Source organism: Shewanella sp. 1180_01, from assembly GCF_052850535.1.
The window spans coordinates 1-17,633 of sequence record NZ_VXCT01000074.1 but is presented as its reverse complement, the minus strand read 5'-3'; the positions used below and the strand labels follow the sequence as shown (position 1 = coordinate 17,633).

The window sequence follows — 17,633 nt, the reverse complement described above, 5'->3', positions numbered from 1 at the left end:
AGATACTGATGTGGGTGACACCTTAACCTTAAGCGCGGTGACCAAACCGAGTTGGTTGAGCTTCAATGCGGCCACTGGAGTGTTAAGTGGCACGCCAGGCAATGCCGATGTGGGCAGCCATGCCGTGTTACTGCGAGTGACGGACACGGATGGCTTAACCGCTGACCAGTCCTTCAGCATTACCGTGACTAACGTCAATGACGCACCGACCATCAGTTCAACGGCCATCACAGCTGCCACTCAAGATGCGGCGTACAGCTACACCTTTGCGGCGAGTGATACCGATGTGGGCGATGTGCTGACATTGAGCGCGGTGACCAAACCGAGTTGGTTGAGCTTCAATGCGGCTACTGGATTGTTAAGTGGTACGCCAAGCAATGCCGATGTGGGCAGCCATGCGGTGACACTGAAAGTCACCGACACGGACGGCTTAACGGCAGAGCAAAGCTTCAGCATCACGGTGACCAACGTCAATGATGCACCTGTAGCGACAAGTTCAACTGTGACGTTAGAGGAAGATGGTTCTGTGACGATCACCCTTGCGGCAGAGGATGTGGATAATGATCCGCTCACCTATGAAGTGGTGAGTCAGCCAGAATCCGGCACCTTAGAGCAACATGGCACTGTTTGGTTATATACCCCTGAGAAGGATTTCAATGGAACAGACGTGTTTAGCTTTATTGCTAAGGATGCCGAGCTGAGTTCAGAGCCTGCAACTGTCACGATTAACGTCACGCCAGTGAATGATGATCCGCAGGCGGTTGATGACGACTACATCTTAACAAGTACCGCCAACGATATTTATGCGCTTGCGGTGCTCGCGAACGATGTTGATGTCGATGGTGATACCTTAACGATTGATGGTGCGGCTGCGGATATCGGCAGTGTGCAAATCACCAGTGATGGCTTGAGCTTTACTGCGCCTGAAGCGTATGTCGGGCCTGTGGCGCTTCGCTATACCATCAGTGATGGTAACAAGGGGCGTGCAAGTGCCAAAGTGAATGTACTGATTGAAGGCGCTGAGTCGGCAAATCAGCCAGTGATCACTTTGCCAGACGATGTCGATGTGAATGCAACGGGGCTATTTACTCGCGTTAAGCTTGGTTTCGCGAAAGCAGTCGATCGTAATGGCCATCCATTGCCAGTTTCTCTGGTGAATAAGAGTCTGTTCTTCGCACCAGGCAGCTACTTAGCTTACTGGCAAGCTGTAGATCGCGATGGTAATAAGGCGATCAAGGCTCAAAAAGTGAAAGTACATCCACTGATTTCCTTGAGTAAAGATCAGCTTGTGGGTGAGGGCAATGAGGTGGTGGTGAGTGTGCACCTTAATGGCGTCGCACCCGTATATCCCCTTTCGGTGCCTTATACCGTTTCAGGCTCTGCAGGTAGCAGTGATCATGATTTGGTTGATGGGGTGGTCGAAGTGACATCGGGTCAACAAGCTCAGATTCGCTTTAGCACCTTTGAAGATGGTGAGGTCGAAGGGGATGAGGATGTGCTGATTAGTCTAGACCCTAGCTTGAACTTGGGCAGTAAGCAGCAAACTCAGGTGTTGATCACCGAAGCGAATATTGCGCCTAAGGTGACGTTGGATGTTACTCAAGCGGGAGCGCACCAATTTATCGTGGCGCAAAATGGCGGTGATGTACGCATTAATGCTGATATCAGTGACGCCAATATGCAGGATAGCTTAACGTCAACATGGGCAAGCGGTTCGCTGAACTTACAATCCGATGATGCGGGTATGTTCTTCTCTCCAGTCTCTGTCCTGCCGGGCATTTATCCTGTGAGTGTGACTGTCACTGATAATGGTTTGCCAGCGATGTCTACCACAGAGAAAGTCTACATTGTGGTGCGTTCAAGCTTACCTGTATTGACTGGCGCAGACACGGACGGTGATTTGATCCCTGATGTTCAAGAAGGCTTTACCGATACGGATGGTGACGGTATTCCTGATTATTTGGATGCGGTCAACGACTGTAACATTATGCCTGAAGGTGAATTGCAGCCTGTGTACTTCTTGGCTGAGGGTCAGGCTGGGGTATGTTTGCGTTTAGGCAATATTGCTCTCAGACAAGGACAAACGGGCATGCAACTGCTACCTACTTTGGTGCCTGAAGACAGCATCGCGGCCAATGTCGGCGGTATTTTTGACTTCATTGCGACGGGATTACCACAACAAGGACAGAGTTACAGTCTAGTGATGCCACAGCGCTCACCGATCCCTGCCAATGCGGTATATCGTAAATATCAAGCACAAAACGGTTGGAAAGATTTTGTGATTGATGCGCGCAACAGTGTTGCTAGTAGTGAAGGTGAGCGTGGTTTCTGTCCTCCACCAGGAGACAGTCGTTGGACTTCTGGATTAACTGAAGGCCATTGGTGTGTGCAGTTAACCCTAGAGGATGGCGGTCCAAACGATGACGATGGCGTCGCTAACCGTACTATCGTCGATCCAAGTGGCGTGTCCGTGATACTCAATGGCAACCATTTACCAGTGGCTAATCCAGATGCCGCCTCTTTACCTTGGAATCAGAGTCTCGATGTTGATGTACTCGCCAATGATACCGATAGCGATGGTGATATGCTGACCGTCACGCAAGTGACCAGCGAGTTCGGTACCGCCGTCATCTTGGCTGATCAGCAGCTAAGTTACACGCCAGCAACCGATTTCATCGGTACTGATGTGCTGGTGTATAGTATTACCGATGGAAAAGGTGGCACTGCGAGTAGTGAGTTGACTGTGGTAGTGAGTGGCAATACCGCGCCAACGACAGTCAACGACAGCGCTGCAACCGACGACAGAACGAGCTTGCTACTCGATGTGTTGAGTAATGACAGCGATCCAGATGGCAATGCTTTAACCTTAGTCAGCGCAACCGCGCAGCAAGGGACAGTATCCATTGAGACTAACAAGCTGCGTTATATCCCTAAAACAGGATTCGATGGTGTCGATACTGTGAGCTATCGGATTAGTGATGGGCTGGGTGGTGAGGCAACAGGACAAGTGTTGATTACTGTTAAAGCCTATCAAGAAGTGGTGATTGATAACAAATCGGGTGGAGGTAGTATGGCCTTGTGGGCATTAGGCTTGATCGTTGCGACGGGTTTAATTCGCCGCCGTGAATTACATAAAGTGGTCTTGGGTGCTGTGTTGCTCGCCAGCACAGTGACTCAAGCGAATGCCGCTGATAACTGGTATGTCGAGGGCTTTGTCGGGCAAGCTCAGGTTGATAGCAGCAGACGAGATTTACAGCCACAGGCAGCCGCTGGCGTAGTGACATCGGTTGATGACAAAGATGCCGCGTTTGGCTTAAGTGTGGGTTATCAATGGACTCCCATGGTGGCAATCGAATTAGGCTATGCTGACTTTGGTGATGGAAGTGCGCGGATTGAAGGCGCGAGTCTGACTCCGGCGCAATACCATGAGCAGGTAAAAGCCGTGACCCCCGTATTGGCCGATGGCGTGATGCTGGGATTGCGTTTTACCTTACTGCAGCATGATGCTTGGCGCTTTGAAGTGCCTATCGGATTGTTTAGATGGCAAGCGGATATCAGTAGCACTATGGGCAATAGCCGTTTAACCACAGAACTCGATGGCACTGATTGGTATGCCGGTGTGCGGTTTAGCTATCAAGTGAGTGACGCTTGGTCAGTTGGCTTGGGGTATCAGTATGTGGATATTGAGCCGAATGACTTCCTCAGCTACCAGCTCAATTTACGTTATCAATTCTAAACGTAAACCAAACAAAAAGGGGCTTTGCCCCTTTTTACTATTTATAAGCTACAGAATTTTTTAGGCATACTTTGATGCAGTTCACTTAGGCTGAGCTTGGTTTGTGATGTATCTCGCAAAGAATTTACAGCTTGTCTTTAGGTGTATGCAATAAATTCAGGTTGTAGATTAAAGACAGGATAGTAAGATTGTCACTTACCTTATTTAATTTATCGCTTTTTTATCCAGAGGCAGTTATGTCGCAGCGGCAGAATAAGCCGGAAATATTGCATACCGAAGTTGTCGCGAAAAGCCGATTATTTCAAATTGAGCAAGTGCATCTTAAGTTCTCAAATGGTGTAGAGCGCCAATATGAGCGCATGAAAGGCGGTAGTCGTGGCGCTGTGATGATAGTGCCTATTCATCAAGGGAAAATGCTACTGGCACGCGAATATGCTGCAGGAACTGATAATTACGAACTCGGTTTCCCAAAAGGTTTGATCGATCCCGGTGAGACAGCAATAGAAGCTGCTAACCGTGAATTACAGGAAGAAATTGGCTTTGGGGCGAATAAGCTCACGCTATTGAAAGAACTCAGCCTAGCGCCGGGTTATTTCTCTAGTAAGATGCAAATTTTTCTTGCAGAAGATCTGTATGAGAGTCGGCTTGAAGGTGATGAGCCTGAGCCCATTGATGTGGTGCCTTGGGCGCTCGCCGATTGGGAAGCCTTGCTCGATGATGTCGATTTTTCTGAATCCCGTAGTGTGAGCGCGTTGTTTTTGGCGCAAAAGTATTTATACCTTAAATAATCTTTTTCCTTTTAAGCGTTCAAAGCTGGAACGCTTGCAAAACATTCGCGAACTTTGCGATTGGAGTTGTTATGAAGCCAGAAGAGTTGATCGACGAAGTTATTGCGATTGCGACCGATGCCGGGATAACTATCCGTGACATTTATCTCAAAGGTAATTTTGAGCGAGAAATGAAGTCTGACAATACCCCTGTAACTTCCGCAGATTTAGCGGCGAACCAGATCATTTGTGACCGATTAACTGCTTTAACGCCTGATATTCCTGTGTTATCTGAAGAGGCTGCCGACATTCCGCTGAGCGTGCGTGAATCTTGGAAGCGCTATTGGTTGGTCGATCCACTCGATGGCACGGGTGAGTTTATTGCCGGCAGTGGTGATTTTTCGGTGATTATTGCACTCGTTGAGCACAATCGTCCCGTGATGGGCGTGGTGTATGTGCCTATGACTCAAGTGTGTTATTACGCGATTGCAGGTTTAGGGGCATACAAACGCACGGATAAACAGGAAGTGCGGATCAGCAGTCGCCAAATCGAGCACCGTGAAAAGGTCTCCCTAAGATTGGCCGTGAGTCGTCGTCAGGATCCTCAATCTGTATTGACCCTGTTCAACCACCCTAAACATTGCGAGCTCGTGGTGATGGGCGGCGCAGCGTTAAAGAGTTGTCTTGTCGCCGAAGGTCGAGCCGATTGTTATGTGCGAGTTGGCCCAACGGGCGAGTGGGATACGGGAGCGGCGCAAATCATAGTCGAAGAGGCGGGTGGACAGTTGATGGATACTGAGCTTCAACCGTTAACCTACAATGAGCGCGAGACGTTAGAAAACCCTAACTTTATCGTAGTGGGCGCACCCAACTTAGAGTGGGATAAGATTTTAATAGGTGAATAATTTTCGAATGCAGTCTATACGCCCGGTATTAAAGTCAGAGTTATTGGCGGTTTATCAGCTTGAGCAGGCCATTTTTGGCGAACATAGCTATCCCGATTTTTTCTTCCGTCAGGGATTTGATTGTTGGCCAGAGCAATTTTTAGTTGCCGTGGATGAAGATAATCTTCTGCAAGGTTATTTGCTCAGTGCCCATAGTAGCGATCCTACTTGTATGTGGATTTTATCTGTTGCCGTAAGTGAAGATGCTCGCGGAAAGGGATTAGGCAAACGTTTGATGCAGCAGTGTTTAGCTGAGTTGCCCGCCGCTGTTGAGCGGGTGTGTTTAACGGTTGACCCGAGTAATCCTGCCCATGGCTTATATCAGCATTTAGGTTTTGTTGATTCGGCTTTTGAGGCCGATTATTTTGGCGCTAGTGCAGATAGAGTGGTGATGACTTATCGCAAGTCTTAAGCCTCGCTCTCATCTTTGAACCAAAAATTAGCCTCAAATAAAAACAGCTTTGAATTAAGAATGATTTTTAAAGCAAAATAATGGACGGCGTGCTTACTGAGCACGCCGTTTTTTATACTCTTTTAGGTAGTGTAATCCCACATACACCGTTCACTTTGCTGATTGAATCTAATTCGAGTGTCTATCTTTATCTATCATCTTCAATGATATCCTTCACTATTTACCCGCAGCTGTACGTAAAACAAACTTATTTTGAACGTTGTTTTTTATTTTGACTGCTGTTAGTCTCTTGCTATCCAATAGGGAGTGAGAGCTATGGCTAGACGAAAAGAACACAGCCATGATGAAATTCGCGTGATGGCAATACAAGCGGCAACTGAGTTACTGACCGAGCAAGGTGTTGTCGGGCTGAGCTTACGCAAAGTGGCCAGCCAAATTGGCTATGTCCCTAGTACCTTGATCAATATTTTCGGCAGTTACAACTATTTGCTACTGGCCGTTTCTGAGTCAACGCTTAGGGCTTTACATGACAGATTAGCGGGTGTTTGTGCGGTTGACAGTTTACGTAAAATCATTGCAATGGCGTGGGAGTATAGTCAGTTTGCCCATGAGCAGCGCCAAGCTTTCAAGCTGGTTTTTGAATTGCAGTTACTCGATTCTGAGCCGCTGCCGGAATCACAAGGGCAATTGATTGCGGGATTATTCACACTGATTGAACGTGAGTTAGCGCAGTTATTCCCTGATGCGACACCGGAGCAGCATCTCAGTATGAGTCGTGTGTTGTGGGGGGGGATTCATGGGCTAACTGCATTGTCCCTCGATAATAAGCTCTTTGCTGAATCGTTATCACCGCGGAATTTACTCGAGAGCCATGTGCAGGCTTATCTACAAGGAATGGGTTACCAGAGGGAACTATCATGCTGCTAACAAAACGTTTTTTACCTTATTTTGCGACTCAGTGCCTCGGCGCCTTGAATGACAATATCTATAAAAATGTGTTGCTGCTGTTAGTGACCTTCAGCCAAGTCAAAGATTTACCCATAAGCGTCGATATGTTTGTGAATTTAGCCGCTGGGGTGTTCATCCTGCCGTTTTTCCTGTTTTCGGCCCACGCAGGGGTGGTTGCCGATAATATGGATAAGGCCAAACTTATCCGTCGATTGAAATTACTCGAAGTTATTATCATGTCCTGTGCCGCTATCGCGATAGTGAGTGAGAACTACATGATGATGTTATTACTGTTATTTTTAACAGGTAGTCAGTCGGCTTATTTCGGCCCGGTCAAATATTCCTTGTTACCCCAAGCGTTGAAAGAGGACGAGTTAGTCACAGGCAATGCGTGGGTTGAAATGGGCACTTTTCTCTCTATTCTGGTCGGCACGTTAAGTGCGGGGATCTTAGTTTCTGAAGTCAACGGTACGCTTTGGGCTGCCATTACCGTTGCCGTATTGTCTTTAGCGGGATATCTATCGAGTCGCGCCATTCCTGCTTTACCACCGCAGGGCGTCATCGAAAAAATACGTTTCAGGCCGTTATCGGGCACTTGGAGCAGTATTAAAAAAGCGCGTCAAACACCTTCAATCTGGATGGCGATCCTCGCTATCAGTTGGTTTTGGTTTTTAGGCGCGACCTATCTGACTCAATTCCCTAACTTTGCCAAGCTGCATCTGCATTCTGGTGCGACTGTGGTGTCGTTATTGTTGGGTATGTTTTCCATCGGGATTGCCGTTGGCTCCTTCGTCTGTGAACGTTTTTCCTACGGTCATGTGGAACTCGGTTTGCTGCCATTTGGGGTATTGGGGTTAACTATCTTTGGTGTCGATTTGCTTTGGGCTATTCCACCTGCGCCAGTGGATGCTGGTTTTGTCTATGGATTAAAAGCCTTTATTGCCGAGTCGCAACATTATCGGGTGATGCTAGATTTCTTTATGATCGGCGTTAGCGGCGGGCTGTTCATCGTCCCCTTATACGCCTTTATTCAGTCCCGTTCGGCTAAGGGGGAATGTGCTCAGGCGATTGCTGCCAATAACATTATGAACTCTCTGTTTATGGTGGCTTCGGCGCTGTTATCTATGTTGTTGCTGGGCGTAGCGGGTTGGACGATTCCGCAGTTATTCTTGTTGCTTGCCGTAATGAACTTTGTCGTCGCCCTTTATGTTTATTCGCAAGTGCCAGAATTTACTCAGCGATTTATCAGTTACTTACTTAGCCATGTTATGTACCGCGTGACTGTAACTGGCCGTGAAAAAATTCCGAAGGAAGGGGCTGGCATTATAGTCTGTAACCATGTGAGTTATGTGGATGCATTGATTATTATGGGAGCGTCGACACGGCCAATCCGCTTTGTGATGGATAAATCCATTAGCGAAATTCCTCTGCTGAAGTATGTGTTCCGCCACGCTGGGGTGATCCCTATCTGTTCGCCTAAGCAAAGTGAAGAGACCTATAATCGTGCCTTCGAGGCAATTCATGCGGCGCTCGCCAATGGTGAGTTGGTGTGCATTTTCCCTGAAGGGCGACTCACGCCTGACGGTGAACTTGGCGATTTTCGTCCTGGAATCGATAAGATCTTAGCCAGAGATCCTGTGCCTGTTATTCCAATGGCATTACACGGATTATGGGGGTCTTACTTTAGCCACAAGCGCGGACATGCCTTAGCTAAAATGCCCAAGCGTTTTTGGTCAAGGGTGTCGGTAGATATTGCGCTTCCTATCGTGGACGTTTCCGCTAATCGTGAAAATCTGCGACATCAAGTTGCAAACCTACTTGTTGAACGAAATGAAGCCGTGTTGTAATTTGTATGCTTTAACAAATTTACAAAATAATAACTTATATACTCTGGAGTTTGGTCATGGGAAAGGATGTTATGCCAGTGCACTAGTGTTATTGCTTGGTGGATGTGGAGGTTCGGGTGATTCAAGTGGTGGGGATTCTGGTGATTCGGGTACAACACCAGCTAGATTGGTTATGGATGTGCAGAGCGTTGCAAGCAAATGCAATGTAAAAGAAAAAATGGCAGGTGCCGATGTTATTATTCACCGACAAGACGGCCATATTCTCGGCACTTATAAGAATGATGGGCAGGGACATGTAGATATACCCTGGACAAGCGAAGCATCACATTTAACAGTTGCAGCAAAAGAGTTTCGTAATGGTCAGTCAACTTGGAGTATCCGTACGGATTTAGCCGCTAAAGCTGGCGACTATGGAATTTATGCTTTCACAGATGAAAATTTAAATAGCCAATGTGACTGTAGTGATGTGAATTTTGATCTTAGTGAAATTGAAGCTGTATATAGTGACTACCAGCTATATGGTAATAACTCATTTTTGGACTCACATTCTAACAATTCTTCATTACGCCTGTGTAAGCAGGACGATAAGTTTGCACCAGTGAATATGGTGTTGGTTCCTAGCCAGAGTGGTGTTTCGGCTTATGCTGCTAGCATAGATATAAATACACTAGATTTATCGCAAGCAGTACCTATATCGAGTAGTGAATTTGAAGGTACTCATCATGAAGGAACTCCGTTAAATGTTGATGTGAATACCAATGATTATTCGCTAAGGAGTTACTCTGAAACTGAATTTGGTCGCCAAAACTGGGTAGAATGGCCGACGAAAGAAGTGCAATTATTTCCCGCGATTTTTGATCGCAATTTAGTTTACGCATCACAGTGGATTGCCCTTGGTGCGAATGAGGCTGGCTACATAAATTATTCGGCAATAACACGTAGGGCTGTTACTGATCCCTCTAAGAGTTTGAGCTTGAATTTACCGTTAAATGAAAACCAAATGCTGGATGAAACGACACGTTTAATCACTACTATTAATAATGGTGGTAGTGCAAATTATGACTACAGTTTCAACAATGCCCATATGCAAGCGATGCAAATCACCATAGGACAAGATGGCTATGCGAATTGGGCTATTTCGGCTTCATTAAAGGGGTCAATTCCGGATTTAGATTTGCCCATACACTTACAAACAGCATTTGATGGAATAACAATTCCTATGATGAGTTTATATGTCTGGGGGTATGAAGGAATGACAGGGTTATATGATTTCCGTGCCGAACTCAGTAAATCAAGTCGTAGCACGGGTAATATTCGCTCGGCTAAATTCGATAATTATAACTATGAAGCCATTACGATTTTTGCAAATTAATTTTTAGCGTACTCGCCGCACAGATATTGTGCGGCTTTTCTATCACTCTTATAGTTATCTAACCATTCATGCATGGCCTGATGTGAGCCCTTAAAGAGGATCCGTTTGGATTTCTTTTGTAACTGGTATTCGTACATTGGGTCATAATATTTGTGCAGCAGCACTGTTATCCATGCTAAATGCAGCGAAGTGTCATTCTGGTTGATTTGCTGGTCGAGTGCTTGTTGCATCAAATCTTGCAGTTCTTGATGCTGCTTCCCGCCTAAACGTTTACGAATGCTCACTAAACTTTGCAATAGATAGTCGCTAAATGCCGCAAAACCCGCTTCCGGCCCTAGGCGCTCACAGAAGCCACTATACATTTTATGCACATATTCATTGCGTAAGCGTTCGAGCCTCGCATCGTCAGTTTCTTCAAGCACTAAGACATTGGCGGCTTGCATGGCATTGTAAAATGTCTGCGGCAGCGCCGAACGCCCAATCAGGAAGCTTTCATCTTCGAGCAGTAAACAGGCAGCGTCACTCGTTTGGTGCTGTAGCAAGGCAATGGCAAGCTGATTTTCAAAGTTAATCTGCGTCGGCTGTGGGTCGATATTCTTCCCAAAGCTAGAGCCTCTATGATTGGCTATCCCTTCAAGATCAACCGCTTCTTTACGTAGCAATAAGAAATCAGTTTTACCGCAGCCCGTCATCCCGCTCAAACTCAATAACGGCTGCTGAGCTGGTGCCGCTTCAATCACGCCAATCAGATATTGGCGCATAGCCTTATAGCCACCCTGAATATAAGGGACTTCTACACCGGCTTCTTTAAGCCATTGTTGCGTAAGTTGCGAGCGTAAGCCGCCACGAAAACAATAAAGGTAGGCGTTGGGGTTGGCTTTCACATAGCTTGCCCAAGCTTCGATTCTCTGTTGCTTGATGGGGCCATTAACCAGTGAATGACCCAATGCAATCGCGGCTTGCTGACCTGATTGTTTATAACAAGTGCCGACTTTTTCCCTTTCACTATCCAGCATCAAGGGTAAGTTGGTCGAGTTGGGAAACGCACCTCGAGTAAACTCTATAGGCGCTCGGACATCCATGATGGGGTGTTGATTGAGAAAAATTTCCCGATATTGTTCTGCAGCGACGATCGCGTTTGGCATCAGTACAACACCACATTCGCTTCAGTGGTGGGTGTTTCCAGTGATCCAATGCAAATTGGGGCGATGTGATGCGCATCGAGTAGAGCAATCAATTCGGCTTCGGCTTCGGCCGAGACGGCAACTAACAGACCACCGCTGGTTTGCGGATCGCACAGGATCGCTTTTTGATGCTCGCTGAGTTTGGGGAGATGCTCGCCATAACTGTCGTAATTACGGTGAGTCCCGCCAGGAACGCAACCTAAGGCTAAGTAATCTAAGGCGCGTGGCAGTAACGGCACCGCATCAAATTTGAGTTTTGCCGTGAGCTTGGCACCTTGGCACATTTCGAGTAAGTGTCCCGCCAGTCCAAATCCTGTGACATCGGTCAGGGCGTTTACACCGCTAATTTTGGCAATCGTCGTGCCTATAGTATTCAGCTGACACATAGCATTAACCGCAATGTGACTGTCTTCATCTTGGAGTTTTTTCTGTTTTTGCGCCGTGGTTAAAATGCCAATGCCGATAGGCTTAGTGAGATATAAACGATCGCCTGCTTTAGCAGTATCATTTTGTTTTAAGTCAGTTAACGCAATTTGTCCTGTCACTGCGAGCCCAAAAATCGGTTCGGGCGCATCTATGCTGTGGCCACCGGCGAGCATGATCCCGGCTTCCATACAGGCTTGTCTGCCGCCATCGACCACTTGTTGTGCGACTTCTGCGGGTAGCTTATTGATTGGCCAGCCTAAAATAGCGATCGCCATGATAGGCGTGCCGCCCATGGCATAAATATCACTGATCGCATTGGTCGCAGCGATGCGGCCAAAGGTGAAGGGATCGTCAACAATCGGCATGAAAAAATCGGTAGTGCTGATGATGCCTATGTCGTCATTGAGTTTATACACTGCGGCATCGTCACGGCTTTGATTGCCGACCAGCAGATTAGGATCAGTAAACACGGGTAACTGCGAGGCCAAGATAGTGCTGAGCACTTTAGGGGATATCTTGCAGCCACAACCTGCACCATGACTATATTCTGTTAGTTTGATTGATTCAGGGAGTGTAACAGTGGAATCTGACATGATCTCAACAGCCTATTTAAGTGATTAAGGCATCATCATAATCAGATACGGCCACCATGCAAGGTGGCCGTATGACTTTCGGGCAGAATTGTGGTTTAGCTATAAGTTGCGGTTAGGCTGCGCCAATGTTTTTGCTGGACTAAAAAACGCGCCTTTAGCTCCTCAACTTGCAGTAATAGCTGCTGATCGACAAGTTGTTTACGCTTGGCCTCAAGCAAGGTTTTCTTCGCTTGGTAGTAATCCATTAAGTGCAGTTTGAGTAATTCATACTCAGCTTGGACTTTTTCAATAATTTCATCTGCATTGGGTAAGTGCACGACTTTGTTCTTGGTCCGCAGCAGCTGCATCTGCAAGCGTGCGCTCTCGATACGCTCCTGTGGACTCGTACGCAAGTCCTTGGCTAACCCCAACCAAGATAATGACTTAATCAACCATTTAGTCGGATCGTAGTGCCACCATTTAATGCCATTACGATAGTCATTTTCGAAGATGTGATGGAAATTATGGTAACCCTCACCGTAGGTCAACATGGCGAGAAAGCCATTATCGCGGGCAGTGTTCTTATCGGTATAAGGCTGGCTGCCCCACACGTGGGCTAAAGAGTTGATGAAGAAAGTGCAGTGATGCACCACCACTAAACGCAGTAAACCCGCCATCAATAACATAGACAGTACATCGCCGTTCAGCCAGCCGAGCAGGGCAGGCAGTCCAATGTTCATCAGTAATACGAGTGCGAGGTAATGTTTGTGTTGCCACATAACGATACGGTCATTTTGCAGATCGCGCACATTTTGATAATCATGATAGCGTTGCGACTGATATTCACGCAGCATCCAACCGATATGGCTGTACCAGAATCCCATTTTGGCTGAGTACGGGTCTTTGTCGTTGTCGTCTACGTGCTTGTGGTGAATTCTGTGATCGGATGCCCAATGTAATGCACTGTTTTGTAATGCTAAAGCGCCACCGAGAGCATACATAAACCGCACGGCTGGATGGGCTTTATAGGCCTTGTGTGACCACAGTCTGTGATAACCTGCGGTGATCGACAAACCACTGGCAAAGGCTAAGACAATAAAAGCGATCCATTCACTGGCGCCATAGCCGTGAACAATACCGCGCCATGGAACTAAGATCACCGCACTGAGGAAAGTGATGGCAAACAGACTGACATTAAGCCAGATGATAGGGGGTTTTTTCATTATAGGTTTCCAAAATTCGCTTTTGAGCGTACATCTGTAAGCTAATTTAGCCTAGCTATATTGTTTGGTCAAGGACGATGGGGCTGTGTTTAATGCCTAAAAGCGGTATTATCGCGTCATTACATTCAGTTAGCGGATTTAAGAATGGGTATTCGAGCACAGCAAAAAGAGAAAACTCGTCGAGCTTTAGTCGATGCGGCCTTTAATCAGCTCAGTGCTGAGCGCAGTTTCTCAAGTCTGAGTTTGCGAGAGGTTGCTCGGGAAGCCAATATCGCGCCGACATCTTTTTATCGCCATTTTAAAGATATGAACGAACTCGGTCTCACTATGGTGGACGAGGGCGGATTAACACTCAGGCAGATGATGCGAAAAGGCCGTCAGCGAGCCGAAGCCGGTGGCAGTGTGATCCGTATTTCTGTTGATACTTTTATGGAAGTGCTTGATTCTAATCCAAACGTATTCCGTATCTTATTGCATGAACGTTCAGGAACCTCCGCAGCGTTCCGTGCGGCGGTTGCCCGCGAAATTGAACATTTTATTTCTGAGTTGGCTCACTATACCGAAGCGAAAGCGGGCCGAACCCCGTTATTAGCTCGTGCACAGGCCGAAGCCTTAGTGACTCTAGTATTTAACGCCGGCGCTTCCGCATTAGATATGAAACGTGCCGATCGAAAAATCCTTGCCGATCAATTAGTCATGCAACTGCGTATGGTCGCCAAAGGCGCCGAGGCTTTGCAGCATAAGGTTGAACACCGCTAACCTGAATGATATTCAGAATCGCTAAAAATAATGTAGCCTCAGGCTCCATTATTTTTAGCGAATTTATGCTTGAGTTCTAGCTACGTTTAACTGCTATGCAGTCGAGCTCAATGCATTTGAGGTGACTAACGACGCTCTAGTAGGACACCTGTTTCCATGTGTTCGGTATAAGGGAACTGATCAAACAAGGCGAAGCGAGTGACTTTATGGGTTTCGTTCAGTTGTTGCAGGTTGTCTTTTAAGGTTTCAGGGTTGCAGGAAATATATAAGATTCGCTCGTAACCTTGTACTAATGCCAACGTATCAGGATCAATCCCTGCGCGTGGTGGGTCGACAAAAATGGTGTTGCACACATAGCTGTCGAGATCGATACCTTCTAAACGTCTAAAGCTGCGTTTCTTCGCCATGGCATCGCTAAAGTCTTCGGCCGACATGCGAATAATCTGCAGATTCTCAATACCATTCACTTCGATATTGTATTGCGCCGCATCGACTGAAGGCTTAGCGAGTTCGGTGGCCAATACGCGATTAAAGTTTTGCGCCAGTGCAATAGAGAAGTTGCCATTACCACAGTAGAGTTCTAGTAAATCACCCTGACTGTTCTGAGTCGCATCGATAGCCCACTCCAACATTTTTACGGAAACTTTGGCATTCGGTTGAGTAAAGCTGTTCTCGATTTGCTTATATAAGAAGGTTTTATCATTCACTTGTAATGACTCGACCACAAAGTCTTTATCTAAATCGATTTTCTGCTTACGGGCACGGCCGATGATGTTGACGTTAAACTGGCTGCTTAACTTGGCTTTTAGTGCAGTCGCATCGGCGCGCCATTGGTCATCAAGCTGTCTGTGATAAAGCAAGGACACTAAGATCTCGCCGCTTAAGGTCGACAAAAAATCCACTTGGAACAGTTTATGTCTTAGACTAGGATTCGGTTTTAGTTCGGCGATTAAGGCCGACATCATTTGATTGATGAGCACGCTGGCTGGCAAGTATTGATCGCATCGCACTTTCTCATTCAACACTTTATCGAACATGTAATAGTATAAGTCGTCACCGTCATGCCACATGCGGAATTCGGCACGCATACGGTAGTTGGCAGGCTCTGAGGCAAAAACTTCAACACTCGGTGTTTCAAATTGGGCAAAGGCTTGTTCTAGCTTGATACGCTTGTGTTCTAACTGCGTATCATAAGTCTGAGGGTCCATTGCTGCTAAGTTCATTGTTTGATTCACCGTTGCTGTAAATTGGGGCGCAAATATTATACTAGGTGACACGAATGTCCAGCATCTTGCTTTTGCTGTTTACGCAAAGCTGTGGGAAAATCCGCGCGCTGGAGTGTGATTCTATGGATATTCAATGAGTATTTGGTTGAATTCATCCAGTCATCAAACATCGAATCAGTTAATGTTGTAATACATTCAATCTGTATAGCCTACTTGTTGTAACCGAAACGGGAGATTTACTTGTCGCGACCTATATTAGTGTTTGATTCTGGGATTGGTGGTCTATCCGTTTTGGCTGAAATCCGCAAAAGTTTGCCCCATCACGACTATTGTTATCTTTTTGACAATGTGAGGTTGCCCTATGGCGAGTTAGAAGAGCAGGTATTAATTGCTGGCTGTGTCGCATTAGTATGTGATCTTGTGGCTCGCACCAATGCAATTATAGTGGTCGTCGCCTGCAATACCGCGAGCACAGTTGTGCTACCGGCATTACGTGCAAACCTCTGTATTCCTGTTGTGGGCGTAGTACCCGCTATTAAACCAGCGGCACAGATGTCTAATAGTAAACGCATTGGACTCTTGGCTACCCCAGGCACAGTTAAGCGTCATTATACCCATGAGCTTATTAGCCAATTTGCCGATGATTGCCATGTCGAACTTTTTGGTTGTTCTGAACTCGTCATGATGGCGGAGCAGAAAATAGCGACAGGTGAAATGGACATGCACAGACTGGCTGATTTATTGGCACCAGTCGTCGCAGCGCAATTGGACGTTCTTGTACTGGGTTGTACTCACTTCCCGATGATCCAAGCTGAATTACAACAAGTGCTCGGTGCGGGCGTAACGCTAATGGATTCTGGCGCTGCGATAGCTAAGCGAGTCGTGACTCTTTTAACGCAACAGAATCTTATTACGGAAGAGCACAGAGTAACAAATGAGAGAGAAGCAGTAGGGCAATCAGTAATGCAGGCGTTCTATACTAAAGCGGAAATCAGTGAAGGCTTAACAACAACATTAATTGATTGTGGCTTTTCAACTATCGAACGAATCACCACAACCAACTAAATTTACAACGTCAAACAAAACAGTTTAAACGGCAATACTACTCGTCAGTACCAGTACGATCGGCAGCTTCCGAATCTTGTGTTTTTGCTTCTCTTACTTTTAAGGTTCTTTCTTGGAAGCTATAGTCATTCAGTTTAACCATGGCTTTCTGAGCGCCAGACTCTGACATCTCCACAAAACCAAAACCTTTACGACGACCAGTCTTACGATCTCTGACTAAACGCACAGAGTTTACTGGGCCAAACTCACCAAACAATACTTTTACTTCACCTTCATGGACACGATAAGGCAGGTTACCTACATATAAGGTCATAGTAGGACCAACATATTGTTCTTCTGTAGCATGAGATGATGAAGTCTCTGGAACAAGTTTAAAGATAAGGCTAGTCACAATAACGCCTGCAACGAAGGCAATATAAGCCGGCAGCGTAGGTGCAAACTGAAATAGCACAAAGGCGCCAACAATGGCGACAATCAAAACAATAAGAAATGACTTTTGCATAAGAATGCTCTCTGATGAATGGAAAATTGATAAATAACTGTTAACAGCAAGTATATGGTAATGAATTATTTACTTTTACACTAGACCATTGCTGAAATATTGAGCGTGAATTGTCAATTATTAGCTAAAAAAGCTGACTTATCTCTGATAAATAAGGTCTACAAGCTAAAAAATGGTCATAACGTTTAAAATATCGACGTACATTCAATGATCGCTAAAAAGCCCTTGCGGACTTTATCAATCTCCCTATAATGCGCATCCACTGACACGGCAGACAGTGTAACGCAAGTTAAGCAAAGAAAGCCAAGCAGTTCATCGGTTAGCGAGCTAAACGATGAGTGTTGAGAAAGTTGAAAAAACTACTTGACGCACCAACGGGAATGCGTAAAATACGCAGCCCTGACCCGCTGAAAACTCAGTGTGTGGTCAACGCTCTTTAACAATTTATCAAGCAAATCTGTGTGGACACTCACAGGTGTTGAGTTAATCGAAACTGCTTAACCCTTAGGGTTGGCAGTCAAAAATTTAAATCAACCAATTCTTTCACGAGAGTGATGAGTGTTCATAGCAATATGTACAAAGACTTACTACTTATTTTCGAATAAATAGGAGTCGAACAGGATTCGTTGAGCCGTTTGACATAAGTCAAA

The 17,633-nt window shown here is 46.2% G+C and carries 14 protein-coding genes; 9 read left to right on the top strand and 5 right to left on the bottom strand.

All coding sequences use genetic code 11. From position 1 onward, the window contains the following. From FW758_RS22580 to FW758_RS22550, 7 genes are all read left to right on the top strand, one after another. The coding region (locus FW758_RS22580) for an Ig-like domain-containing protein (protein ID WP_446446592.1) at positions 1-3,736 on the top strand (3,736 nt) is incomplete at its 5' end. Between the two features lie 236 nt (positions 3,737-3,972). After that, positions 3,973-4,524 carry an ADP compounds hydrolase NudE gene (gene nudE / locus FW758_RS22575; protein WP_446446591.1) on the top strand — a complete coding sequence of 184 codons (552 nt, stop codon included), beginning with the start codon at positions 3,973-3,975 and terminating at the stop codon, positions 4,522-4,524. Between the two features lie 71 nt (positions 4,525-4,595). Continuing rightward, complete coding sequence (gene cysQ, locus FW758_RS22570; RefSeq protein ID WP_106648480.1) at positions 4,596-5,408, top strand: 3'(2'),5'-bisphosphate nucleotidase CysQ; 813 nt, start codon at positions 4,596-4,598, stop codon at positions 5,406-5,408. Between the two features lie 7 nt (positions 5,409-5,415). Then, positions 5,416-5,859: a GNAT family N-acetyltransferase gene (locus FW758_RS22565; protein ID WP_446446590.1), complete on the top strand. Its 444-nt coding sequence runs from the start codon at positions 5,416-5,418 to the stop codon at positions 5,857-5,859. Positions 5,860-6,174: 315 nt separating this feature from the next. Beyond that, positions 6,175-6,786: a TetR/AcrR family transcriptional regulator gene (locus FW758_RS22560; protein ID WP_446446589.1), complete on the top strand. Its 612-nt coding sequence runs from the start codon at positions 6,175-6,177 to the stop codon at positions 6,784-6,786. After that, the gene (locus FW758_RS22555; RefSeq protein ID WP_446446588.1) at positions 6,777-8,654 is read left to right on the top strand and encodes an MFS transporter; all 1,878 of its coding nucleotides are present in this window, start codon (positions 6,777-6,779) and stop codon (positions 8,652-8,654) included. The genes FW758_RS22560 and FW758_RS22555 overlap by 10 nt, the downstream gene beginning before the upstream one ends. Beyond that, positions 8,626-10,026, top strand: a complete 1,401-nt coding sequence (locus tag FW758_RS22550; RefSeq protein ID WP_446446587.1) for a hypothetical protein — start codon at positions 8,626-8,628, stop codon at positions 10,024-10,026. Before FW758_RS22555 ends, FW758_RS22550 begins: the two co-directional genes overlap by 29 nt. Here the strand turns inward: FW758_RS22550 and mnmH are convergent. From mnmH to FW758_RS22535, 3 genes are all read right to left on the bottom strand, one after another. Beyond that, entirely contained in the window at positions 10,023-11,171 is a 1,149-nt protein-coding gene (mnmH, locus tag FW758_RS22545) for a tRNA 2-selenouridine(34) synthase MnmH (protein WP_446446586.1), read from the bottom strand. The two genes, FW758_RS22550 and mnmH, sit on opposite strands and share 4 nt — an antisense overlap. Then, entirely contained in the window at positions 11,171-12,229 is a 1,059-nt protein-coding gene (gene selD, locus FW758_RS22540) for a selenide, water dikinase SelD (protein WP_446446585.1), read from the bottom strand. Before selD ends, mnmH begins: the two co-directional genes overlap by 1 nt. 95 nt (positions 12,230-12,324) lie before the next feature. Further along, on the bottom strand, positions 12,325-13,431 hold the full coding sequence (locus FW758_RS22535; protein ID WP_347675022.1) for an acyl-CoA desaturase: 1,107 nt from the start codon (positions 13,429-13,431) through the stop codon (positions 12,325-12,327). A gap of 144 nt (positions 13,432-13,575) precedes the next feature. Between FW758_RS22535 and fabR the strand changes: the two genes are divergently transcribed. Next, a complete protein-coding gene (fabR, locus tag FW758_RS22530) occupies positions 13,576-14,190 on the top strand; it encodes an HTH-type transcriptional repressor FabR (RefSeq protein ID WP_006083621.1) in 615 nt (204 codons plus the stop codon). A 125-nt stretch (positions 14,191-14,315) separates the two neighbouring features. On the opposite strand, the gene trmA is transcribed toward fabR, so the two are convergent. Next, a complete protein-coding gene (gene trmA / locus FW758_RS22525) occupies positions 14,316-15,413 on the bottom strand; it encodes a tRNA (uridine(54)-C5)-methyltransferase TrmA (protein WP_126490940.1) in 1,098 nt (365 codons plus the stop codon). Positions 15,414-15,656: 243 nt separating this feature from the next. On the opposite strand from trmA, the gene murI reads away from it, so the two are divergent. Beyond that, entirely contained in the window at positions 15,657-16,481 is an 825-nt protein-coding gene (gene murI, locus FW758_RS22520; RefSeq protein WP_446446584.1) for a glutamate racemase, read from the top strand. A 37-nt stretch (positions 16,482-16,518) separates the two neighbouring features. On the opposite strand, the gene FW758_RS22515 is transcribed toward murI, so the two are convergent. Then, complete coding sequence (locus FW758_RS22515; RefSeq protein WP_006083618.1) at positions 16,519-16,983, bottom strand: RNA-binding protein; 465 nt, start codon at positions 16,981-16,983, stop codon at positions 16,519-16,521. Positions 16,984-17,633: the final 650 nt, after the last annotated feature.